This is a genomic window from Ciceribacter sp. T2.26MG-112.2 (genome assembly GCF_900492205.1).
Classification (GTDB): domain Bacteria; phylum Pseudomonadota; class Alphaproteobacteria; order Rhizobiales; family Rhizobiaceae; genus Allorhizobium; species Allorhizobium naphthalenivorans_A.
The window spans coordinates 427,952-449,668 of the sequence record NZ_UEYQ01000003.1 but is presented as its reverse complement, the minus strand read 5'-3'; the positions used below and the strand labels follow the sequence as shown (position 1 = coordinate 449,668).

The following is a 21,717-nucleotide window of genomic DNA, read 5'->3' as shown; positions in this document are numbered from 1 at the left end:
ATGTACAACATCGCAAAGTCGTGGACTGGTATGGCGGTCGCTTCGAGCCGAATGATATTGGCGTCGATACGATCAATGAGCGGATAGCGAAACTGGCGCGTCGCCGAACGCTCGGGAAAGCTGGCTTCGCAAAAAGCCGAACCAAACCCCACTGACCGGATGCTGAAGACCCATCCGCGGCCTACGCCGGATGCTTACAAACGATCGCGCCTATATACCGTTGCTGAAAGCGTTGGGTTTCTTATCTCCCGACGGGAAACCGACGTCGAGGTATCACGCTTACCGAGACCATTCTCGGTCAAGCAAAGTGATGGCAGAAGCCCTTCGAGATGCCTATGCAGACATATTTCTTATTAAGGAAACCCCCTCAAATTCCGACAGAGCTGCGATTGTTGGGAAATTCAAGAGCTACCATAATACGACGGATAACGTAGCAGGCTTGATGGCGAAGACATTTCTGGCGCTGTGCGACATGGCTGATTTTAAGGATGGGGGCGTTGCCAAGAAGGACAGCGGTCCCGCGCAAATCGCGAACATTCCTGAGGGCATGCCGTCTGGCAGTCATCGCGCGGAGCACAAATCCACCCCCGGCCTTCACTACAACATCCAGATCCATCTACCTGCGACCAAAGATGTGGAAGTCTACAATGCAATATTCAAGTCCCTGAGAGAGCATCTTTATGACAACTAAGGAACTTAGAGACTTCCTTTTTCGCGGATTGATGTTTGAGGCGGAAGCGTCACATTTTCAATCTGCTGGAATCCAAGTTGGGGCAGATCAAACGGACGCGGAAGAAAAACTTCTGGCACAAGCTCTCTCGCCATTTAATGTTTCCCTTCGCAACCAGGCACTGGAAATGGCTCGACTGTATGCAGTCTTATTTTGTTTTGAGAACTCGGTAAGAGACTTCATTCGAGACACGCTCTCGGAAAAAGACGGCGCCGATTGGATCGAGAAGCTACCACCAAAAATAAAAACTCATGCCGAGAGTCGGCGTGACACTGCTATTCACGACTCTTGGCTAGAGGGAGAGAAAACCGACCTGCTTGGCTTTGTTGAGTTCGGTCATCTAGCTCAAGTCATTATTACCAAATGGGATTACTTTCTAATTTTGCCTTCTCAGCACTGGCTTAAGTAGCGAATGGATGAAATGGAGAAGGTACGCAACTTCATAGCCCACAATCGAATGCTACTACCAAGCGAATTTCAAAGGCTCTACATGTACATCAGTGATTGGAATAGGGTGGTCGGCTTGTGATAATCATTCGTAAACGAGGGGCCGGTCGTTCAGTCGTGACTCCGCAATCGTAGGCGCTCGCTACGTGGATCCTCGGGTCAAGCCCGAGGATGACGACCTTCCGGTGAGGACGATAGTGCCCCAAGCCAATGCCTCACGAGCCCCAACGCCGGCGTTGCTCCCAGCGCGCCCCACCCCCACACTCCGTCATCCTCGGGCTTGACCCGAGGATCCACAGCCAAGCAGTTCAACATCAATGGCAAGGATACGGGAACGCAAGTCTCGGCGCCCCCGCCTCTCCCCCTGTGGGAGAGGTTACAAAATCGCGGTCTTAGCGCCAGCTAAGTCGCAGATTTTGTTGGTGAGGGGGTAGGACCGCGGGCAATCCTGCTCCCCTCAATTGCCGGGGCTTCCTCTCTCGACCCAACCGCATCATCATACCTTCGGAGTGACACTACTGGAAACCCGCACCTATCCATGTTAGATTTCGAGTGGGACGACGACAAGGCGGTGGCCAATCTTGCAAAGCACGGTGTCAGCTTCGCGGATGCCTCGGCCGTGTTCGATGACCCGTTCGCCCTCGACATCGAGGATCGATCGATGGACTACGGGGAAGTCAGGCGCCGTGTTGTCGGAATCGGACACGGACGGCATCTGACCGTCGCCTACACCGAGCGCGGCGAGACGATCCGGCTGATCTCAGCCAGACGGGCGACCCGTGCGGAACGCTGGGAGTATGACAATGCCAGATGGTAAAACCACGCTGTCGGACTGGTCCCGCCTCGACGCCATGACCGACGCGGAAGCGGAAGCCAACGCGCTCGCCGATCCCGACAACCCGCCCCTGACGACGGATCAGCTCCGCGCCGCATCCCGCATGCCCCAGATCAAGATCATCCGCCGGGCCTTGCGTCTTACCCAGGAAGCGTTTTCCGCGCGCTACCAGATCCCGCTTGGCACGCTGCGCGACTGGGAACAGGGTCGTTCGGAACCCGATGCCCCTGCCCGCGCCTATCTGAAGGTGATCGCCGTTGATCCCGAAGGGGCCGCAAAGGCGCTGGCCAAAGGCGCCGCCTGAACGCCCCCATCCCACCAAACACAAAAGGCGCCGGTCACCCAGCGCCCTTCGCATATCCAAGCCTCCGAAAAGACTAGAACTTGTAGTTCACGCCGCCCTTGATCACGTGGTCGCTGACGTCCGTCTCCGAGGTGGTGACGCCGTCGAAGCTGCGCACGTCATTGGTGCGGACATAGTTGTATTCGACCTTGGCGGAGAGATTGGCGTTGAGGTTCTGCTCGACGCCGGCGCCGAGCAGGTAGCCCGGCTTCCAGCCGTCCGGACCTTCGACATTGTTGCCGTCGCGCAGACTGGTCATGGCCATGCCGGCGGTGCCGTAGAGCAGCGTTTCGCCCATGGCTGCACCCGCCTTGGCCTTGGCGGCCACGCGATGACGCTCGATCAGCGCGCCGCGCGGCACGTCGACCTCGGTGTCACCCAGGTGCGAATATTCCAGCTCGCCGCCGACGATCACGCCGTTGACTTCGGTATTGTAGCCGCCCTGGATGCCGCCCATGAATTCCTTGTCGCCGGCAAACGGATTGATCCGCTCGGACGACATGCCGGCATGGATACCGGCATAGGCGCCGGTGAAGCCGGAGGATGTGGCAGCCGGCTCCTCATAGGAAGGCGCAGGCTCGGAATAGGTCAGGTCGGCGGCGTGGACAGGGACGGTTGCAAAGGCCGCCATCAGCGTCAGCGCCAGAGGCTTCAGGGTCTTGGTCATGGGTCTACTCCATACAGAGCCCGTGCCATTCAAGGGACGGGCGAACACATTCCTACACTGCCTGCCACGGCGCGATCCCTCTTGCCGGACCATTGCCCCCCGGCACTCCCGCCGCCGCAGCAGGTCCCTTCTAACTTTCACGAATCAATAAACACTTCCTTAACCGCGGCTTGCGGTCCGCGGATTGAGGCAGAGACGTTTCGTCGCAATCGACCGCGCGGGGCCCCAAGCCCTCCCGATCCGCCCTCGCCCTTCGAGGGTCGCTTTCGCTCCCACCTCAGGGTGAGCGCTTCCGTTGTGCGCCTTGGTCAGGGATACCCATGGGCACCGCGGCATGAGAGGCGCCGCTCTGCACTCCTCATGCTGAGGTGCCCAAGCAAAGCGGGGCCTCGAAGCATCCGGCCCCGAACGCCACCAGACGGGGAAGGCCAGCCCCAATCTCCCAACAAAATCAGACCCGACGCGACACATTCTTCCCCACCTCCGCACACCGGCCCTAAACTCATCCCGTTCCGCCCTCGGATACACCACAAGGCGTTGTGGCGAGGCGGGGCCGGCGCGGGGTTTGGGGGAGAGACGCAAAATCCCAGGTTCCGGGTCCGCGGAAAATGGTCTCCCCTGGCGACGTGGGGGCAAGGTTTCTTGGGCTTTGGACGGCCAAACCCTTGCCTGCCCTGACAGCGCGCCGGGTGCGCCTGTGTGGCGTGGCATGGTGGTAAGATCGGGTTGTCGAAGGTGTGCGGGCGTCCGCCGGTTCAGAAGAACCGGGCCCGCCTGAAAAATCCCCGACAAGGGCCGGCGCCGCAGAGAGATCGAAGTCGCGGGGCAAAAACCGCCGAACGGGGCGCCTTTGGGTGTCATTTGTTTTTTATCTTACGCGGCAGCCAGAGGCGCCCCGTCCGTCTGCCACCGGGCAGGCAGAAGAGAAAACTTCAAACCACGGGGCGTCCGCGCTCGCGTGAAGGCGGAACCGCGTCCTGCGGGTGGACAGCTCGCTGGGCGGTACGGGTCACTGGACAGGCGCGCCCGGCCCGGCCATCAAGACCGTCAGCACCGCAGCGCGAGTCGGTCCGCAGAAAGGAAAAGACCCATGCAAAGTCCCATTATCGAAACCGTGCCGGACCGTCCCGCCGAGGAAGACCGCTACGCCGTCTATACCGCGCTCAAGGCCTACAACACCGCGCAGACGGGCAGGAGCGACCGGCCGGATTTCGCCGTGCTGGTGCGCCATCCCGAAACCCGCGCCGTCGAGGGCGGGCTCTATGGCGAGGAGAGTTTCGGCTGGGCCTTCATCCGCTATCTCGTCGTACCCGAGGCCTATCGCGGCCAGGGCATCGGCAGCCGGCTGATGGCGGAGGCGGAAAAGATCGCCCGCGACCGGGGCTATGTCGGCATCTGGCTCGACACCTACGAGTTCCAGGCCCGGCCGTTCTACGAGAAGCTCGGCTATTACGTGTTCGGCGAGTTGGAAGGCGGAGACGGCGCGCACGGCCAGTTCTTCCTGAAGAAGCGCTTCTGAGACGGGCGTCGGCGACAGGCTAGCGTGGCCGCAATTTCCGGCAAAAAGAGACCCCGGCGGAGGTGCTCGGGGTCAGTGGAGTGGAGGGAATGGCAATGGCGTTTACCGCCTTGGTTCTTATCGGGATTGGTTCGATCGCGTAACGATCGTCAAGCCTCGCCGCGACGGCGCCAGTAGCGAAGGCGCATGCGCGGCGCGATCAGACGGGCGATGAAGGGGGCGGCCACGAAGGAGATGACGACGACCAGCGGCAGCAGATATTTCGCCTGTTCGTTGAGGGCCGGAACGGACAGAACGGTGATCGCGCCCGCGCCGAAGATGACGGCATTCACCATCATCGAAACGAATATGTTGAGATAGGTGTTGGTCTTCATCGGATTACTCCCGGCGGTGGATCGCTGTCAGTCAAACGCCGCCATGCCCAGAATGTTCCCGAAAAAGCGAGAGGTCGTTCTCGCCGGTGAAAATGGCGAAAAACGCTTCCTTAACCGCGGCCCGCTAGACTGGCCGCCCTCATTTCCCTTCGACAGACGAGCAACAGAATGGCCAAGCCGACCTTTCGTTTTACCCATTACGACCTGAAGGAGCAGCGGGCCGGGGCGATCATCGAAGTGACGCTGTCGGCGGTCAACAATGTGCGGCTGATGACGCCGGGCAATTTCCAGCGCTTCAAGGAAGCCCTCGATTTCAAATATGTCGGCGGCGTCGCCAAGAAGTCGCCGATCCGGCTTGCCATTCCCGAAAGCGGTCATTGGCATCTGATCGTCGACATGGAAGGCCATCATGGCCTTGCCGATTCGGCCGTCAAGATGATCGCAGCACCGGCAACAGCAAGGGCGCCGAAGGCCTCTTGACCCTCGTCAGCCGCCCCGCTCGCGCCTGAGCTTCGCCCACCAGTCGAGCCGCTTGCGGATCTCCCGCTCGAAGCCGCGCTCCGGGGGATCGTAGAAGGTCTTGCGGCCCATCTTCTCGGGGAAATAGTCCTGGCCGGAAAAGGCATCCGGCTCGTCGTGGTCGTAACGATAGCCCTCGTTGTAGCCCTCCGCCTTCATCAGCTTGGTCGGCGCATTGAGGATGTGCTTCGGCGGCAGCAGCGAGCCGTTCTCCTTGGCCGCGCGCATTGCCGCCTTGTAGGCCATGTAGACGCCGTTCGACTTCGGCGCGGTGGCGAGATAGACGCAGGCCTGCGCCAGCGCCAGTTCGCCTTCCGGCGAGCCGAGATAGTCATAGGCGTCCTTCGCCGCATTGCAGATGACCAGCGCCTGCGGGTCGGCGAGACCGATGTCCTCGACCGCCATACGCACCAGCCGACGCCCGAGATAGAGCGGGTCCTCGCCGGCATCGAACATGCGGCAGAGATAGTAGAGCGCGGCATCGGGATCCGAGCCGCGCACCGACTTGTGCAAGGCCGAGATCAGGTTGTAATGGCCGTCCTGGCCCTTGTCATAGACGGGCGCCCGGCGCTGGACGATCCGGGTCAGGCCCTCGGTGTTGAACACCTCGCCTTCCCTCGCCGCCCGCCAGACTTCCTCCGCCAGCGTCAGCACGGCACGGCCGTCGCCGTCGGCCATGCGGATGAGGCTTGCCCGCGCGTCGGCGTCGAGCGGCAGCGGCTTGCCCTCCACCTCCTCGGCGCGCTTCAAAAGCGTCGCCAGGCTCTCCTCGTCATGGGCCTTGAAGGTCAGGACCCGGGCACGCGACAGAAGTGCGGCGTTGAGTTCGAAGGACGGGTTCTCCGTCGTCGCGCCGACCAGGATCACCGTCCCGTCTTCCATGACGGGCAGGAAGCTGTCCTGCTGGGCGCGGTTGAAGCGATGGATCTCGTCGACGAAGAGCAGCGTCTGGCGCCCATCCATGCGGCGCATGCGGGCGGCCTCGAAGACCTTCTTGAGGTCGGCGACGCCGGAGAAGATCGCCGAGATCTGCTCGAAGGCGAGACCCGCCTCGCCGGAGAGGAGCCGTGCCACCGTCGTCTTGCCGGTGCCGGGCGGCCCCCAGAAGATCATCGAGCCGAGCGAGCCGGAGGCGATCATCCGCGCCAGCACGCCGTCCTCGCCGGTCAGGTGCTCCTGGCCGGTGACCTCGGCCAGCGTCTTCGGGCGCAGCCGGTCGGCGAGCGGCCTGCGGGCCTCCACGTCCTTGGGAACATGCGGCGCGAAGAGATCGCTCATCGGAAAATCTGCTGGATGCGCTGGCCGTCGCGCTCGACCTCGACGCGCCAGAAACCGGGGGTCTCGGCCAGCACCGCCTCCATGACAGAGGTCGAGGCAATGTTGACGCCGTTGACCGAGACGATGATGTCATGCGGCGCAAAGCCGAGGCGGGCCGCCGGCGAGCCACGGACGATCTCGGTGATGACGACACCGGTGACTTCGGAGGGCATGCGCAGCTCAAAGGCGAGCTTCGGCGACAGATTGGCGATACGGGCGCCGGCAAAGGGGCTCCCCCCTTCGATCAGCCGCTCGTCGCGGGGCATGGTCTCCGGCGCACCGGTCAGCGCCATGGCGATCTCGGCCTCGCGACCATTGTCGCGAATGGAGAGCTTCACCGTCTTGCCGAGCCCGGCCGTCGTCAGCCGGTAGCCGAGCGCATCGGGATGCTCGACCGGAATGCCATCGACCGCCTCGACGACCTGGCCTGCCTTCAGCCCGGCCTTGGCGGCCGGTCCACCCTCGACGACTCGCACGACAAGCGCGCCGCGCACCCTTTCAAGGCCGAGCGCCTCGGCGACATCCGAGGTCACCGGCTCGAAGGTGGCGCCGACATAGGGACGCTCGAAGCTGGCATCGCCGCGCTCGGCGGCGGCGAGAAACACCTTGACCAGATTGGCGGGGATGGCAAAGCCGATGCCGTTCGAACCGCCGCCCTTGGAAAAGATCGCCGTGTTGATGCCGAGCAATTCGCCCTTCATGTTCATCAGCGCGCCGCCGGAATTGCCCGGATTGATCGAGGCGTCGGTCTGAATGAAGAAGCCGAAATCACCCTCCGTCACCCGGTTGCGGGCGAGCGCCGAGACGATACCGCTGGTCACCGTCTGGCCGACGCCGAAGGGATTGCCGATCGCCAGCACCAGGTCGCCGACCTCGACCTTGTCGCTGTCGCCGATCACCAGGGCCGGAAGCTCTTCCTTGGCGTCGATCTTCAGCACGGCGAGATCGAGACGCTCGTCTTTCAGCACGACCTTGACCGGGAATTCGCGGCCGTCGGAGAGCGCCACCTTGATGTCGTCGGCACCGTCGATCACGTGGTTGTTGGTGACCACCATGCCGTCCGCACCGACAATGACACCGGAGCCGAGCGAGGACTGCTTCTCAGTCCGGTTCGGCATGCGCTGGCCGAAGAACTGCTCGAAGAAGGGATCACCGGCGAAGGGCGAGACGCGGCGCTGCACCATGCGCTCGGCATAGACGTTGACCACCGCGCCATGGGTCTGCTTGACCAGCGGCGCAAACGACATCTGCATCTCGGAAGCCGACTGGGGAACACGAAGCTCCTGCGCGAAGGTCGACACCGGCAGCGCGGCGAGAAGCGCAAGCGTCGAGACAGCCAAACCACGAACGATGCCCTGCATGGGTTACTCCTCATTGTTTCCAAGGATCAATAGGCGCCGGACGGGCAAAAGAAAAGCGTCGGCGCCGCACCGGTCGGCGCATTGCCAAAGGTAGTCGTGAATTGAACTTTTCCAAGGCGGAGACGTTGGGCCTGACGAGATGCTCAAGGAGAGTTCCACCATGCCGATCAGCCCGTTCGCTCGTCTGTTTCAGCCCATCGCCGCATTTGCGATCATGGCCGGTCTCGGTGCGGGATTTCCCCAGCCCGCGCAAGCCGCAAGCTTCGACTGCGACAAGCCGGAGCTTGCCGCCGACGAGACCGCGATCTGCGCCAATCGCGACCTCAACGATATGGATGTGAAGATGGTGACGACGTTCGAACTGATCACCGGCCTCATGCCGATGGGCAGCCGCGGCGTGGTGCAGGACGAGCAGGTCGAATGGCTTTCCAAGCGCCAGGCCTGCAAGGCGGATCTCACCTGCCTAAGGGCGGCGTATACTGAGCGGCTGACGCAGATGAAGAGCGTCTACGACCTGATCGAGCGGCCGAAGTGACCCGTAGCGGCCCATACGAAGAGGTGATTAGGTGATTTTGCGATTAGGCAATTAGCTATCTAAATTGACGCAGCGACGTGTTCGCGGCTGTCCGTGAACAGAAAGGCTAGCCGAGCAAACGCCGCACCCTGTCCAAGGCCCTCTGGCGCTCCTCGACAGAAACTGCTCCCAGGCGCTCGATATGTCGCTTCTCGACGGTCGCAATCTTCACGGGGCGGACGACGGAGTGGACGGGAAGACCGGCCGCGGAAAGATCGGCGATGGGGATATCGTCTGCCCATGGCCGATTCTCGGCGGAGGTAATCATGACCACCCAGAGCAAGGCGCCGTCTTCGCCGATTCCGCCTTTCGACACCACCAGTGCCCGACGATGCTGGCGGGTGTTGCGATCGGTATAGGCAAATGGCACGCGAACCACATCGCCAGGTTCAAAGGTCGGCATAGGCTTTCCTGTCGGCTTCGCCATCCCACTCGCTGAAGGTGGCAAAGGGGTCATCGGCTCCATCGGTGACTGGCTCACGGCTGATCGTCACGCGACCGTTGGTTTCGATCGTATAGCGAATCGCATCGCCCTCTTTCAGTTGAAGGGCGGAACGCACGGCCTGTGGAATGGTCGTCTGCGCCTTGCTGGTCAACTTGCTGGTTATCATCACAATACCTCCAAGAGACAAAGTAAGGAACCTCCTTACCGATCGCAATGGGCTTGCCGCATGCGGCTGCAGCAGCGGATTCTCAAACAGCGGCTCAGTGGTTCGATGGCAACGAAAAACGCCGGCGAGTGATCCGCCGGCGCTTTTCTAAATAAGGCATGGAGCTCTGTGAACCCACCCGCTGTTATTCCGGCAGGATCCGGACCGCACCCTTGTCGGCGCTGCTGGCGAAGGCGGCATAGGCCTTGAGCGCGGTGGTGACGTTGCGCTTGCGGGGGCTCGACGGCTTCCAGCCGAAGGCGTCCTGTTCGGTGCGGCGGCGGGCCAGTTCGTCCTCGGAAACGGCCAGGTTGATCGTGCGGTTCGGGATGTCGATCTCGATCGTGTCGCCTTCGCGCACCAGGCCGATCGTGCCGCCGTTCGCCGCTTCCGGCGAGGCGTGGCCGATGGAGAGGCCCGAGGTGCCGCCGGAGAAGCGGCCGTCGGTGATCAACGCGCAGGCCTTGCCGAGGCCCTTCGACTTCAGGTAGCTGGTCGGATAGAGCATTTCCTGCATGCCCGGGCCGCCCTTCGGGCCTTCGTAGCGGATGACGACGACATCGCCGGCAACAACTTCGTTCGAGAGGATCGCCTTCACGGCCGCGTCCTGGCTTTCATAGACCTTGGCCGGGCCGGTGAACTTCAGGATCGACTCGTCGACACCCGCCGTCTTCACGATGCAGCCGTCGAGCGCCAGATTGCCCTTGAGCACGGCCAGGCCGCCATCCTTGGAGAAGGGGTGCTGGGCATCGCGGATGACGCCGTTTTCGCGGTCGAGGTCGAGATCCTCCCAGCGGGCTTCCTGGCTGAAGGCGACCTGGGTGGGGATGCCGCCCGGTGCGGCGCTGAACAGCTTGAGGGCCGCCGGATCGTCGGAGACGGAAATGTCCCACTTGGCCAAGCCATCGCCGAGGGTCTTGGCGTGAACGGTCGGCAGGTCGGCATTGAGCAGACCGGCGCGGTTCAACTCGCCAAGGATGGACATGATGCCCCCTGCCCGGTGGACGTCTTCCATGTGCACGTCGGCCTTGGCCGGCGCGACCTTGGACAGGCACGGAACCTTGCGCGACAGGCGATCGATGTCGTCCATGGTGAAGTCGACCTCGGCCTCGTGGGCGGCGGCGAGGATGTGCAGGACGGTGTTGGTCGAGCCGCCCATGGCGATGTCGAGCGCCATGGCGTTCTCGAAGGCACCCTTGGAGGCGATGACGCGCGGCAGGGCGGTCGCGTCGTCCTGCTCATAGTAGCGCTTGGCGAGCCCGACAATGCTGCGTCCGGCCTCGAGGAAGAGTTCCTTACGGTCGGCATGGGTGGCGAGCGTCGAGCCGTTGCCCGGCAGCGACAGGCCGAGCGCCTCGGTCAGGCAGTTCATCGAATTGGCGGTGAACATGCCCGAGCACGAGCCGCAGGTCGGACAGGCCGAGCGCTCGATGGTGGCGACGTCCTCGTCGGAGATCTTGTCGTCGGCGGCGGCGACCATGGCGTCGACCAGGTCGAGAGCGACCTTCTTGCCGTGCATGACGACCTTGCCGGCCTCCATCGGGCCGCCCGAGACGAAGATCGTCGGGATGTTGAGGCGAAGCGAGGCCATCAGCATGCCGGGGGTGATCTTGTCGCAGTTGGAGATGCAGACCATGGCGTCGGCGCAGTGGGCGTTGACCATGTATTCGACGCTGTCGGCGATCAGTTCGCGCGACGGCAGCGAATAGAGCATGCCGTCATGGCCCATGGCGATGCCGTCGTCGACGGCGATCGTGTTGAACTCCTTGGCGACGCCGCCGGACGCCTCGATCTCGCGGGCGACCAGCTGGCCGAGGTCCTTCAAGTGCACGTGACCGGGGACGAACTGGGTGAACGAGTTGACCACCGCGATGATCGGCTTGCCGAAATCGCTGTCCTTCATGCCGGTGGCGCGCCAAAGGCCGCGCGCACCCGCCATGTTGCGGCCGTGGGTCGTGGTTCTCGAACGATAGGCTGGCATCGGTGTCACCTCGGATCTTGTCTTGCTTCTTGCCGGGCTTGGGGTCGGCCGAAAAGGATCGGCAGCGAGCGTTTCTGCTCCGGAATTTGACCTTGTGATAGGGCAAGGCCCTCATTGTGTCACTATCAGCATAGCGCAAAACGGTACGCTTGGCATCCGGTCGCTTCGTTCGGCACGGCTTGCCGGTATGCGGTGGAGCGGGGTACCAAGATCAGGCGATCAAGCCGCCTACACGAAAATGTGGTCGCAAGTTTCTTTTCGTGGCGATGAAACTTCGATGAGATTTGCTACGTAGAGAGCCATAGAACCCACAGCGAAAGAGCAGACCCATGTCCCGCTACCGCCCGCCGAAGATCGCCTCGAGCGAGATCACGCCGCAAGCGCTCTACATCAATCGCCGCAGCCTGATCGGCGCCGCTGCCGCCGGGATGGCCCTGACGGTCGCACCCAAGGCCTTTGCCGCGGCCATCGCCGCCAAGCCGAGCCGATACGTCCTGACGGAAAAGCCGACAGACAAGCAGGACGTCACCACCTACAATAACTTCTACGAGTTCGGCACCGACAAGATCGATCCGATCAACAATTCCGGCGCCTTCCAGACCCGGCCGTGGACGGTCGAGGTCGGCGGGCTGGTGGCCAAGCCCCAGGTGATCGACATCGAAACGATCCTCAAGGATTTCCCGATGGAGGAGCGCGTCTACCGCATGCGCTGCGTCGAGGCCTGGTCGATGGTCATCCCCTGGGTCGGCTTTCCGCTCGCCTCGCTGCTCGACCGGGTGGAACCGCTCGGCTCGGCCAAATATGTCGCCTTTGAAACCGTGGTGCGACCCGACGAGATGCCGGGCCAGCGCGGCCTGTTCCAGCCGATGAAATGGCCCTATGTCGAGGGACTTCGCCTCGACGAGGCACGCCATCCGCTGACCATACTGGCGACCGGCCTCTATGGGGAGACCCTGCCGAACCAGAACGGCGCGCCGCTCAGGCTCGTCGTGCCGTGGAAATACGGATTCAAGGGGATCAAGTCGATCGTGCGCATCACGCTCACCGAAAACGAGCCGCCGGCGAGCTGGAACGTCATGCAGCCGAGCGAATACGGCTTCTATGCCAACGTCAATCCGGCGGTCGACCACCCGCGCTGGAGCCAGGCGACCGAACGGCGGATCGGCGAGTCGAGCGGGCTGTTCGGCGGGGCGCGAATGAAGACGCTTCCCTTCAACGGCTATGCCGATGAGGTCGCCAGCCTCTATGCCGGCATGGACCTGACGAAGTTCTACTGACGAGAACGTGGGCCCTGCTTCGCCCCCCTCATCCGGCGCTGCGCGCCACCTTCTCCCCGCCGGGGAGAAGAGGTGACGCCGCCCTGCCCTTCAGCTCAAGGGACATCGAGGGTGCATCACATTGACACCGGAGACTGACGATGGTCATGCCTTCCCTGCCCGCCCGCTATAAACCGGCCTCCGTCTGGGCGCTCTATGCGATCGGGCTTTTGCCGGGTCTCTATGCCTTCTATCTCGGCATCTTCGGCGGGCTGGGCGCCGATCCCGTGCGGGCCTTCGAGCACCTGCTCGGGCTCTGGGCGCTCAGGTTCATATGCCTCGGCCTTGCCGTTACGCCGCTTCGAGACCTATTAGGTGTCAACCTAATTAGCTACCGGCGTGCGCTCGGTCTCCTCGCCTTCTACTATGTGCTCGCCCATTTCGCCGTCTACCTGACGCTAGACCGCGGACTGATCCTCTCGTCGATCGCCGGCGATATTCTGAAGCGCCCCTATATCATGCTCGGCATGGCGGGACTTTTGATGCTGATCCCGCTGGCAGCAACCTCAAACCGCTGGTCGATCCGCAAGCTCGGGCAGAAATGGAACCGGCTGCACAAGCTGGTCTATGCAATCGCCGCAGTTGCCGTGTTGCACTATGCCCTGTCGCTCAAGACGGTGACCGCCGAACCGGCCTTCTACATCGCCGTGGTGATCGTGCTTCTGGCCTACCGGCTGGTGCGGCCGAAGATCATGGCCTGGAAGCGGGCCAACAAGCCGGGCAACAGAGCCGTCCGCGCGCCGGTGGCAAGCACCGGCGACTGACAGGCGCGTGGGCGGGCGTCTCTCCGTACCAATCAAAGTCTGCACAATCGCGGCCGCGCCACGACAGAGGCGGCCCATCCATGCGATAGACTCCACACAGTCCCCCGGAATGCCGGGGGCAACCACGTGCGGAGACGTCCATGAAGGCGAAGGTCGCGGTTCTGTTTCTGGCGATGACTGCTCTGCCGGCCGCGTTGCCAGCCCGGTCGCAAGACAGCATGACGATGACGACGCCGGTGTTCGGCCAGATCGTCTCCTACCAGCTGCCGGCGGGCTTTCAGCCGAGCTATGAAGAGGCCGGCGCCGAGGGCTATATCCAGGAAACCGTACCGGCCGGAGAGACCGTCAATGACTGGTCGCAGATGATCACCATGACGGGCATCAAGGACGCCGAGGGGCATTCCGACATGCTGGAGGGCGCCGCCCAGGTGCTCGCCGGTCATTTCCAGCAGGCCTGTGCGGAGACCTTCACCGGAACCTCGTTCGGGGCGACCGAGATCAATGGTCTTGCCGGACTGGTGGTGTTTCTCGGCTGCGGCACGGTTGCGCCGTCCGAGGAGGGTCAGGAGGCGCGGAGTGAGACGGCCGTCATCGTCTACGTCAAATCGGCCTTCGGCTATGTCACGGTGCAATGGGCCGAGCGCGGCCCGCCCGTGGCCACCCGGCCGGAATACGAAATCGACACCTGGAAACCGCGCCTCGCCCAGCTCCTGCCGATCCGGCTCTGCGACGCCGTCGCCGGCGAAGAACCGCCCTATCTAAGCTGCAACGCAAAGCCATGAGAGACGGGCATTGCCGGCTATTGCCCTAGCCGAAGCGAAAGACCCTGCATGGCGAGCGGTGGCCGTCCCTCTTCTCCCCAGCGGGGAGAAGGTGGCGCGGAGCGCCGGATGAGGGGGAGCGAAGCTCATGTTCGCCAAAAGGGATGGTGGCTTCGCCCCCCTCATCGCCTCGTCCTGAGCCTGTCGAAGGGGCGCTCGGCACTTCTCCCCGATGGGGAGAAGAAGGAGATCCAATGCCGGCGCCGTGAGTGCGGCCGGCTCGTTCGCAAGGCACACCGATCATCGCTTGCCGGCAGACCGACCGTCCGGCCGTCGTCCCTGCGTCCGCTCAGCCGAGCCAGGCCGGCGGGGCGGCAGGTGCGCGGCCGGTCACGGCCGCCGCGACGCAATCGGCAAGGGCGGCGAAGCGCACCTGCTTGCCGCTGAGGCCCGGGCCGTAATGGGCGTATTTGCCGGAATTGGTGAGGATGGTGCGGGATGCCGGCGGCACGATCGGCTGCATCACCGTGCACCAGCAGGCATCGCGCACGAAGGCTATGCCGAAGTCCTCTAGGGCGGTGGCGATGCCGGCTTCGACGATGCGGGCATGGGTCGCGCGGCTCAGGGTGACGGTGAGCGCCACGTCAGCGTGTTTCGTCCGGCCGGCACAGAGTCTTGCCAGCGCCTGGCACTCGTTGAAGGAAAAATGCGGATTGCCGAGCGCCACGAGATCGACCGTGTCGCCGGTGGTCGGGTTGAAGTGGCGCCAGTCGTCGACAAGGTCGCTGCGGCTTACCTTAACCGTCGGAACCGAGTGGCCGCCGGTCGTGGCGGAGAGCGTGGGCGCCTCCGGCGTGACGCCGATGATGTGGAACATCGGTGCGGCCGAGGTCGTGGCGAAGGCGGCGCCGAAGGCCTTGAGGTCGTCGGCGCTCGGGCGGGCGTCCTCCAGGCCTGTGACAGCGGGAATGGCGTTCGGCGCAAGCGTGCCGACCCGGTAGCCGAGCAGCGGCCAGAAGCTGTCGTCGCGGCCGTCCATCGCCTCGACCTCGACGACCAGCCGCGCCTTGCGGTTGTCGTCCAGATGACATCCGGCCTCGGGCGCGCGGCCGGTGAGCGCGATGCAGATGTCGAGGAAATCCGGATATTTCATCGTGCGGGCGCCGAGCACGCTGTTGGCGTAGACGACGGCATTCGATTCGGCCCATGCGATGTTCTCGCCCTCTCCCGGCGCACTCTCCAACTGATAGGGCGCACAGGTGAAGGTCGGGCGGGCACCCATGCGGACATAGGCATCGGCCAGCGCGCTCGCTGCCATCGAGAGAACCGGGTCGGTGCCCTGTTCGCGCCAGCGTGCCTGATCGGCGGATATGGCATTGAGCGATGTCGGCACGACGACCCTGCCGCCCCAATCCGCGAGCTTTTCGGCGAAGTCGAGGCTCGCCGGACCGGTATAGATGCAGCCGTCGACATGGACCTGCGCGACGTCGATCAGGCGTTTCGCGCCGAGCAGTCCGGCCATGCGCACCACGATCCGCATGGCGGTGCGCGTCGCCTGCGGCACGGCGTCCGACAGCAGTTCCCGGTCCCTGTCGCTGAGCACAGGGCTGGGCAAGGCTGCGGGCGGGGCAGCCTCGTCCGGCCTGCGGCTGGCGCCCGGCTCGGATACCATGCCGGCCTCGATGCGGATCCTGTCCAGCCCTTCGAGGCGGGCGAAGGCTTGCCGCTCGATCACCGCGATCGGCAGGGAGCAGCCGTACATTTCCTCGGCGACCATGACGCCGAGCGTCAGGATCTCCTCGGCCTGAGAAAAGACCATGCCGGCCGGCGCCTTGCCGTTGAGGATGAGCTGCATCAGCACGGCGCTGCCGGTGCAGGAGCCTCGGCCGCCGGGGATCGCCAGGATCGTGCCCTCGAGACAGCGGCCATGCAGCGGGTGCGCCTGGTCGATCACCAGGCCGGTCTCCGGATCGACGCCGCCCCAGAAGCTCAGCGCCGTATCGGAAAAGAGCAACGACCCTTCGGCGGCACCTTCGATCAGCATCCGGGCGGGCGCGGCGAACGGGGTTCGATCGGTTTCGACAGACATGCACTTCCCTTCCCCACGTGACATCACCTTCGACTACCACGCCCGAGGGTCAAATCAAGCCGCGAGCCTTGCGCCCTGCAAAGTCATGGGGTGTCATGGCGGCCAGCTGCGCTATTTGAAGAAAAAGTTCGGTGCGATGTCGAATTCGACGGAAGCCGTTCGTCATGGGGAGTAGGTGCCGCTCCGGTGCGCCGTTTCTAAGAGGAGAACGACAATGCGTGTGATGGTTATGGTGAAGGCGACGCAGGACAGCGAAGAAGGCATCATGCCCTCGACCGAACTGTTCGAGCAGATGGGCAAGTTCAACGAGGAACTGGTGAATGCCGGCATCATGCTCTCGGGCGACGGATTGAAGCCGTCCAAGCTCGGCAAGCGGGTGGCCTTCGACGGCTCCAGCCGCCGGGTGATCGACGGTCCCTTCGCGGAGACCCGCGAGCTGGTGGCGGGCTACTGGATCTGGGAGGTCAAGGACATGGACGAGGCAGTGGAATGGGTGAAGCGCTGCCCCAATCCCATGCCCGGCCCGAGCGAGATCGAGATCCGTCCGTTCTACGAGATGGCGGATTTCGCCGAGATCGCCTCGGCCGAGGGACAGGCAAGCCACGACCGCGCCGGCGAAAAGCTTGCCGCACGCGACGGCAAGACCGTTTGAGCACCGGCACTCAGGAGAAAGGAACCGACATGACAAGGATGATCTTCGTCAACCTGCCGGTGCGCGACCTAGCCGCGTCGCAGGCCTTCTATGAGGCGCTCGGCGGAACGGTGAACCCGATGTTCTCCGACGAACAGGCCAAGTGCCTGCTGTTCTCCGAGGCGATCGGCGTGATGCTGCTGACGCACGAGCGCTACCGGCAGTTCACCAGCCGGCCGATCGGTGACGCGAGAATCCATAGCCAGGCACTGCTGGCGCTGAGCGTCGAGACACGTGACGGCGTCGACGCGGTCCTTGAAACGGCCTCGTCCGCCGGAGGCACGGCCGATCCCAACCCGCGCCAGGATCTCGGCTTCATGTACAGCCGCTCGGTCGAGGACCCGGACGGCAATGTCTGGGAGATCATGTGGATGGACCCGGCGGCGGCCGCCGGAGGACCGCCCGACGCCTAGGCGGAGCCATGCGGCAGGCGGGATTGCGGCCTTGGTCACGGTCACCGCCTGCCGTTGACTGACACAGCCGAGCCCGCATACTGCCGCCGCATGGAGACATCCGAAGCGCACAGGACGGCGGAGACCGTCTTTCGCATGGAGCGGGCCCGGCTGATCGCCGGGCTCGCCCGGATCGTGCGCGATGTCGGCCGGGCCGAGGAACTGGCGCAGGATGCGCTGGTGGTGGCGCTGGACCGCTGGCCGACGAGCGGCATTCCCGACAATCCTGCCGCCTGGCTGATGGCGACCGCCAAGCGGCGCGCCATCGATGCGCTGCGCCGCGCCCGCATGATGGAACGCAAGCACGGCGAGATCGGCCGCGATCTGGAGCTCGAACAGGACAACACGATCGAAGCGATCGAGGCGAGCATGGACGACGACATCGGCGACGAACGCCTGAGCCTGATCTTCACCGCCTGCCATCCGGTGCTTTCCACCGATGCGCGGCTGGCGCTGACGCTCCGGCTGATCGGCGGGCTGACGACGGACGAGATCGCCCGCGCCTTCCTGTCGAGCGAGACGACGATCGCGCAAAGGATCGTCCGGGCGAAGAAGAGCCTCGGCGGGGCCGGCATCGCCTATGAGGTGCCGCGCGGAGCCGAGCGCGACGCGCGCCTCGCCTCGGTGCTGGAAGTCGTCTACCTGATCTTCAACGAAGGCTATGCGGCCAGCGCCGGCGAAGACGCGATCCGGCCGCAACTCTGCGCCGAGGCTTTGCGCCTTGGCCGCATTCTCGCCGGTCTGGCCCCCGACGAACCGGAGGTGCATGGACTGCTGGCGCTCATGGAAATCCAGGCGTCGCGGCTTGTCGCCCGCAACGGGCCGGACGGCGTGCCGCTGACGCTCGAAACGCAGAACCGGGCGCGGTGGGACCAGTTGCTCATTCACCGGGGGTTCGCGGCGCTGGAGCGCGTGCGTGCGCTCGGCGGAGAAGACGGCGCTTACGCCCTGCAGGCGGCGCTGGCGGCCTGCCACGCCCGAGCGCGGAGCTTCGAGGACACGGACTGGCGGATGATCGCCGGGCTCTACGACCGGCTGCTTGCCGTCCTGCCCTCCCCCGTGGTGGCACTCAACCGGGCCGTCGCCCATGCGATGGCGTTCGGGCCGGAAACGGGGCTGGCGCTGCTGGATGCGCTGGAGGACGAGCCGGCGCTCAAGGGCTATGCACCGATGGCCGCCGCGCGGGGTGATTTCCTGCTGCGGGCCGGACGGCCGGCGGAGGCACGGACCTGCTTCGAGCGGGCGGCGGAACTCAGCGGCAATTCCGGCGAAAGGGCATTTCTGATGCGACGCGCGGATAACTGCGCGGCGTACTGATCGCCGCGCGAGACCGAAGAGGCAGCGCCCGTCACTGTGGAATGTGGATCTTCTCGCGAATGTGCTTCAGCGAGGCGACGATGGTGAAGGTCATGATCACCAGGAGCGTCCAGGAGCTCCATTTTCCGAGGTGGACGGTTGACCACGCGCCGAGCTGGTTCGGATAGTTCCAGACCGCAAAGAAGGTCGAGATATTCTCCGCCAGCCAGATGAAGAAACCGATCAGGATGAACGACAGGATCATCGGCATCTTCCTGTCCCTGTCCAAGGGTCGGAAGATCACCGTTGCACGCGCGTAGAGGCCGATCGCCAGGGCTGCGATGTACCACCGGTAGTCGCCGATGAAATGATGGGTGAAGAAGTTCACATAGATCGCGAGCGCGACCGCGGCCGCCATCCAGTAAGGCGGGTGATGGCGGATGCGGACATGCAGCAGCCGCCAGGCCTGGATGATGTAGCTGCCGACCGCCGCGTACATGAAACCGGAGAAAAGCGGCACACCCAGCACCTTGGTATAGGCGAAATCCGGATAGGACCAGGACTGGATCGCACCGGAGGTTTTGAACACTTCGAGCGCGAAGCCGACGACATGGAAGAGACAGATCGCCTTCAGTTCATCCAGCGTTTCAAGCTTCGCCCAGACCATCCAGAGCTGTATGACAATCGCGATGATCAGGAGGAGATCATAGCGCGGGATGCCGAACAGCCCCCCACGCGGGGTGACGAAGATCGATACGAAGAAAAGACCGGCAAAAAGACAGGCCCGCGCCTCCTTGATGCCGAACATCAGGAACTCGACGACGAAACGGCGGAAACCGGAAAGAGCCGGCGCCGGCGGCGAATCAATCAGCGCGCGGTCGAGCCTCTCCAGGCCCCATGGCCGCCGGATCGGCAAGGTCGAAATGCTCATTGTCGCTCCACTCGCTCCGCACTTGCCTGTCCCTATACTCCAGTTAGAAGGAGCGGATGGACAAAATGAAGGCAATATCCCCAGATCGACTAAAACGATTTGCCGCCGCGATTGCGGTGATCGTGATCGGCGTCACCCTGCGTCTCACCGGCTATGAAGTCGGCCTGCCTTATGGCTTTGTGAAATACGGCGGCTCGCTGCTCTGGGGAGTGATGGTCTATCTGCTCGTGACGGTGATCCTGCCCGACCGCCCGAGGCTGCAGCTCTTCATCTCGGTGATGATCGCGGTCGCGGCCGAACTTCTGAGGCTCTACCACACGCCATGGCTCGACGAATTCCGCCTGACGCTCGCCGGGGCGCTGCTGCTCGGGCGAATCTTCTCCGTCTGGAACATCGTTGCCTATCTGTCCGGGATCGCCGCCGCCGCGACGGTCGACCACGTTCTGACGACCCGCCAGCAACGCCCCTGACGAAAAAAGCCGGGTGATCGCTCACCCGGCTTCTTAATCGCATTCCCTTGCGGGAAGAACCTTACGCTGCTTCAGCTTCGGCTTCGGCGGCGACGCGGGCCTTGTCGGCTGCGCCCTTGGCATCGACGTCGCGCTCGACGAATTCGATGACGGCCATGGCGGCATTGTCGCCCTGGCGGAAGCCGGCCTTCATGATGCGCAGGTAGCCGCCGTTGCGGGTGGCGTAGCGCGAAGCGATGGCGTCGAACAGCTTCTTGACGGCGTCAAGGTCGCGGATCTGCGAGATGGCCTGACGACGAGCGTGCAGGTCGCCGCGCTTGCCCAGCGTGACGAGCTTTTCGACGATCGGGCGAATTTCCTTCGCCTTCGGCAGGGTGGTGACGATCTGCTCATGGGTGATGAGCGAAGCAGCCATGTTGGCGAACATCGCCTTACGATGGCTGGCGGTACGGTTCAGCTTGCGACCGGCTTTCTGGTGGCGCATTGCTATTCTCCTTCTACGCAGGCTCGCGCTTTATGCGGCGCCCTGCCGTTTCCTGACACATACAGGCATCCGCCTGCAGTTTGACTGGAAAAGGCAGAGGTAAACCTGCCTTTCTTGTTTCTTAGTATTGGTCTTCGTAGCGCTTGGCGAGATCTTCGATGTTCTCGGGCGGCCATGCGGGCACTTCCATGCCGAGGTGCAGGCCCATGGAAGCGAGAACTTCCTTGATTTCGTTCAGCGACTTGCGGCCAAAGTTCGGAGTGCGGAGCATTTCTGCTTCGGTCTTCTGAATGAGGTCGCCGATATAGACGATGTTGTCGTTCTTCAGGCAGTTGGCCGAACGGACCGAAAGCTCGAGCTCGTCGACCTTCTTGAGGAGGGCCGGGTTGAACGCGAGTTCGGTGACGGCTTCCTCTTCGACTTCCTTCTGCGGCTCGTCGAAATTGACGAAGACGCCGAGCTGGTCCTGGAGAATGCGGGCCGCGAAGGCGACAGCATCTTCACCGGTGATCGAACCGTCGGTCTCGATGGTCATCGTCAGCTTGTCGTAGTCGAGAACCTGGCCTTCGCGGGTGTTTTCCACCTTGTAGGACACTTTCTTGACCGGCGAATACAGGCTGTCGACCGGGATGAGGCCGATGGGAGCATCTTCCGCACGATTGCGCTCGGCCGGAACATAGCCCTTGCCGTTGGCGACGGTGAATTCCATGCGGATTTCAGCGCCCTCGTCGAGGGTGCAGATAACATGGTTCGGGTTGAGGATTTCGATATCGCCAACCGTCTGGATGTCACCGGCGGTCACGACGCCCGGACCCTGCTTGCGCACGACCATGCGCTTCGGATCATCGCCGTCCATCTTGATGGCGATTTCCTTGATGTTGAGCACGATGTCGGTCACGTCTTCCCGGACGCCCGGGATCGACGAGAACTCGTGCAGCACGCCGTCGATCTGCACGGCGGTGACGGCACCACCACGCAGCGACGACAACAGCACGCGACGCAGCGCGTTGCCGAGCGTCAGGCCGAAACCGCGTTCCAGCGGCTCGGCGACGAGGGTCGCCTTGGTGCGGCCGGACGAGGTGAACTCGACCTTGTTCGGCTTGATCAGTTCCTGCCAATTCTTCTGAATCATTATTTTACCTTCCG

25 protein-coding genes are annotated in these 21,717 nt (G+C 63.4%); 14 read left to right on the top strand and 11 right to left on the bottom strand.

Annotated elements, in window-relative coordinates:
- Positions 1 to 190: 190 nt before the first annotated feature.
- From DYZ14_RS07965 to DYZ14_RS07950, 4 genes are all read left to right on the top strand, one after another.
- The gene (locus DYZ14_RS07965) at positions 191 to 691 is read left to right on the top strand and encodes a DUF5343 domain-containing protein (RefSeq protein ID WP_195949863.1); all 501 of its coding nucleotides are present in this window, start codon (positions 191 to 193) and stop codon (positions 689 to 691) included.
- Entirely contained in the window at positions 681 to 1,139 is a 459-nt protein-coding gene (locus DYZ14_RS07960) for a hypothetical protein (protein ID WP_210209278.1), read from the top strand. The genes DYZ14_RS07965 and DYZ14_RS07960 overlap by 11 nt, the downstream gene beginning before the upstream one ends.
- A 576-nt stretch (positions 1,140 to 1,715) precedes the next feature.
- A complete protein-coding gene (locus DYZ14_RS07955; RefSeq protein WP_154720156.1) occupies positions 1,716 to 1,994 on the top strand; it encodes a BrnT family toxin in 279 nt (92 codons plus the stop codon).
- The gene (locus DYZ14_RS07950; RefSeq protein WP_232365460.1) at positions 1,975 to 2,316 is read left to right on the top strand and encodes a helix-turn-helix domain-containing protein; all 342 of its coding nucleotides are present in this window, start codon (positions 1,975 to 1,977) and stop codon (positions 2,314 to 2,316) included. Before DYZ14_RS07955 ends, DYZ14_RS07950 begins: the two co-directional genes overlap by 20 nt.
- 73 nt (positions 2,317 to 2,389) lie before the next feature.
- On the opposite strand, the gene DYZ14_RS07945 is transcribed toward DYZ14_RS07950, so the two are convergent.
- The gene (locus DYZ14_RS07945; protein WP_154720155.1) at positions 2,390 to 3,022 is read right to left on the bottom strand and encodes an outer membrane protein; all 633 of its coding nucleotides are present in this window, start codon (positions 3,020 to 3,022) and stop codon (positions 2,390 to 2,392) included.
- Between the two features lie 1,090 nt (positions 3,023 to 4,112).
- Between DYZ14_RS07945 and DYZ14_RS07940 the strand changes: the two genes are divergently transcribed.
- Positions 4,113 to 4,541: a GNAT family N-acetyltransferase gene (locus DYZ14_RS07940; protein WP_154720154.1), complete on the top strand. Its 429-nt coding sequence runs from the start codon at positions 4,113 to 4,115 to the stop codon at positions 4,539 to 4,541.
- A 149-nt stretch (positions 4,542 to 4,690) separates the two neighbouring features.
- Here DYZ14_RS07940 and DYZ14_RS07935 read toward each other — a convergent pair whose 3' ends face one another.
- The gene (locus DYZ14_RS07935; protein WP_154720153.1) at positions 4,691 to 4,915 is read right to left on the bottom strand and encodes a hypothetical protein; all 225 of its coding nucleotides are present in this window, start codon (positions 4,913 to 4,915) and stop codon (positions 4,691 to 4,693) included.
- A gap of 168 nt (positions 4,916 to 5,083) precedes the next feature.
- Here DYZ14_RS07935 and DYZ14_RS07930 point away from each other — a divergent pair, with 168 nt between their 5' ends.
- On the top strand, positions 5,084 to 5,395 hold the full coding sequence (locus tag DYZ14_RS07930; RefSeq protein ID WP_115672091.1) for a DUF1883 domain-containing protein: 312 nt from the start codon (positions 5,084 to 5,086) through the stop codon (positions 5,393 to 5,395).
- 6 nt (positions 5,396 to 5,401) lie between these two features.
- Here the strand turns inward: DYZ14_RS07930 and DYZ14_RS07925 are convergent, their stop codons facing one another.
- Positions 5,402 to 6,712 (bottom strand): replication-associated recombination protein A, encoded by a 1,311-nt coding sequence (locus DYZ14_RS07925; RefSeq protein ID WP_154720152.1) that lies wholly within the window; start codon positions 6,710 to 6,712, stop codon positions 5,402 to 5,404.
- On the bottom strand, positions 6,709 to 8,112 hold the full coding sequence (locus DYZ14_RS07920) for a DegQ family serine endoprotease (protein WP_154720151.1): 1,404 nt from the start codon (positions 8,110 to 8,112) through the stop codon (positions 6,709 to 6,711). Before DYZ14_RS07920 ends, DYZ14_RS07925 begins: the two co-directional genes overlap by 4 nt.
- 214 nt (positions 8,113 to 8,326) lie before the next feature.
- On the opposite strand from DYZ14_RS07920, the gene DYZ14_RS07915 reads away from it, so the two are divergent.
- On the top strand, positions 8,327 to 8,647 hold the full coding sequence (locus tag DYZ14_RS07915; protein ID WP_154720181.1) for a lysozyme inhibitor LprI family protein: 321 nt from the start codon (positions 8,327 to 8,329) through the stop codon (positions 8,645 to 8,647).
- 106 nt (positions 8,648 to 8,753) lie between these two features.
- Here the strand turns inward: DYZ14_RS07915 and DYZ14_RS07910 are convergent, their stop codons facing one another.
- The 3 genes from DYZ14_RS07910 to ilvD all read right to left on the bottom strand — a co-directional run bounded on the left by DYZ14_RS07910 (position 8,754) and on the right by ilvD (position 11,317).
- Positions 8,754 to 9,089 (bottom strand): type II toxin-antitoxin system PemK/MazF family toxin, encoded by a 336-nt coding sequence (locus tag DYZ14_RS07910; RefSeq protein WP_154720150.1) that lies wholly within the window; start codon positions 9,087 to 9,089, stop codon positions 8,754 to 8,756.
- A complete protein-coding gene (locus DYZ14_RS07905; RefSeq protein WP_154720149.1) occupies positions 9,076 to 9,297 on the bottom strand; it encodes a type II toxin-antitoxin system PrlF family antitoxin in 222 nt (73 codons plus the stop codon). The genes DYZ14_RS07910 and DYZ14_RS07905 overlap by 14 nt, the downstream gene beginning before the upstream one ends.
- A gap of 184 nt (positions 9,298 to 9,481) precedes the next feature.
- On the bottom strand, positions 9,482 to 11,317 hold the full coding sequence (gene ilvD / locus DYZ14_RS07900; protein ID WP_154720148.1) for a dihydroxy-acid dehydratase: 1,836 nt from the start codon (positions 11,315 to 11,317) through the stop codon (positions 9,482 to 9,484).
- 329 nt (positions 11,318 to 11,646) lie between these two features.
- On the opposite strand from ilvD, the gene msrP reads away from it, so the two are divergent.
- The 3 genes from msrP (at position 11,647) to DYZ14_RS07885 (ending at position 14,179) form a co-directional block, all read left to right on the top strand.
- Positions 11,647 to 12,594, top strand: a complete 948-nt coding sequence (msrP, locus tag DYZ14_RS07895; RefSeq protein WP_154720147.1) for a protein-methionine-sulfoxide reductase catalytic subunit MsrP — start codon at positions 11,647 to 11,649, stop codon at positions 12,592 to 12,594.
- 140 nt (positions 12,595 to 12,734) lie between these two features.
- On the top strand, positions 12,735 to 13,397 hold the full coding sequence (msrQ, locus tag DYZ14_RS07890) for a protein-methionine-sulfoxide reductase heme-binding subunit MsrQ (protein ID WP_154720146.1): 663 nt from the start codon (positions 12,735 to 12,737) through the stop codon (positions 13,395 to 13,397).
- 140 nt (positions 13,398 to 13,537) lie between these two features.
- Entirely contained in the window at positions 13,538 to 14,179 is a 642-nt protein-coding gene (locus DYZ14_RS07885; RefSeq protein WP_154720145.1) for a hypothetical protein, read from the top strand.
- 328 nt (positions 14,180 to 14,507) lie between these two features.
- Here DYZ14_RS07885 and lhpI read toward each other — a convergent pair whose 3' ends face one another.
- Positions 14,508 to 16,247, bottom strand: a complete 1,740-nt coding sequence (gene lhpI / locus DYZ14_RS07880) for a cis-3-hydroxy-L-proline dehydratase (RefSeq protein ID WP_154720144.1) — start codon at positions 16,245 to 16,247, stop codon at positions 14,508 to 14,510.
- A 214-nt stretch (positions 16,248 to 16,461) separates the two neighbouring features.
- Between lhpI and DYZ14_RS07875 the strand changes: the two genes are divergently transcribed.
- The 3 genes from DYZ14_RS07875 to DYZ14_RS07865 all read left to right on the top strand — a co-directional run bounded on the left by DYZ14_RS07875 (position 16,462) and on the right by DYZ14_RS07865 (position 18,707).
- A complete protein-coding gene (locus tag DYZ14_RS07875; RefSeq protein WP_154720143.1) occupies positions 16,462 to 16,899 on the top strand; it encodes a YciI family protein in 438 nt (145 codons plus the stop codon).
- A gap of 29 nt (positions 16,900 to 16,928) precedes the next feature.
- Complete coding sequence (locus DYZ14_RS07870; protein WP_154720142.1) at positions 16,929 to 17,351, top strand: VOC family protein; 423 nt, start codon at positions 16,929 to 16,931, stop codon at positions 17,349 to 17,351.
- 90 nt (positions 17,352 to 17,441) lie between these two features.
- A complete protein-coding gene (locus DYZ14_RS07865) occupies positions 17,442 to 18,707 on the top strand; it encodes an RNA polymerase sigma factor (protein WP_154720141.1) in 1,266 nt (421 codons plus the stop codon).
- A gap of 31 nt (positions 18,708 to 18,738) precedes the next feature.
- On the opposite strand, the gene DYZ14_RS07860 is transcribed toward DYZ14_RS07865, so the two are convergent.
- Positions 18,739 to 19,617 (bottom strand): DUF817 domain-containing protein, encoded by an 879-nt coding sequence (locus DYZ14_RS07860; protein WP_154720140.1) that lies wholly within the window; start codon positions 19,615 to 19,617, stop codon positions 18,739 to 18,741.
- Between the two features lie 56 nt (positions 19,618 to 19,673).
- Here DYZ14_RS07860 and DYZ14_RS07855 point away from each other — a divergent pair, with 56 nt between their 5' ends.
- Positions 19,674 to 20,087, top strand: coding sequence for a ribosomal maturation YjgA family protein (locus DYZ14_RS07855; protein ID WP_154720139.1), 414 nt, complete (start codon positions 19,674 to 19,676; stop codon positions 20,085 to 20,087).
- 61 nt (positions 20,088 to 20,148) lie between these two features.
- On the opposite strand, the gene rplQ is transcribed toward DYZ14_RS07855, so the two are convergent.
- Positions 20,149 to 20,571 (bottom strand): 50S ribosomal protein L17, encoded by a 423-nt coding sequence (gene rplQ / locus DYZ14_RS07850; protein WP_028735882.1) that lies wholly within the window; start codon positions 20,569 to 20,571, stop codon positions 20,149 to 20,151.
- A 121-nt stretch (positions 20,572 to 20,692) separates the two neighbouring features.
- Complete coding sequence (locus tag DYZ14_RS07845; protein ID WP_154720138.1) at positions 20,693 to 21,703, bottom strand: DNA-directed RNA polymerase subunit alpha; 1,011 nt, start codon at positions 21,701 to 21,703, stop codon at positions 20,693 to 20,695.
- Positions 21,704 to 21,717: the final 14 nt, after the last annotated feature.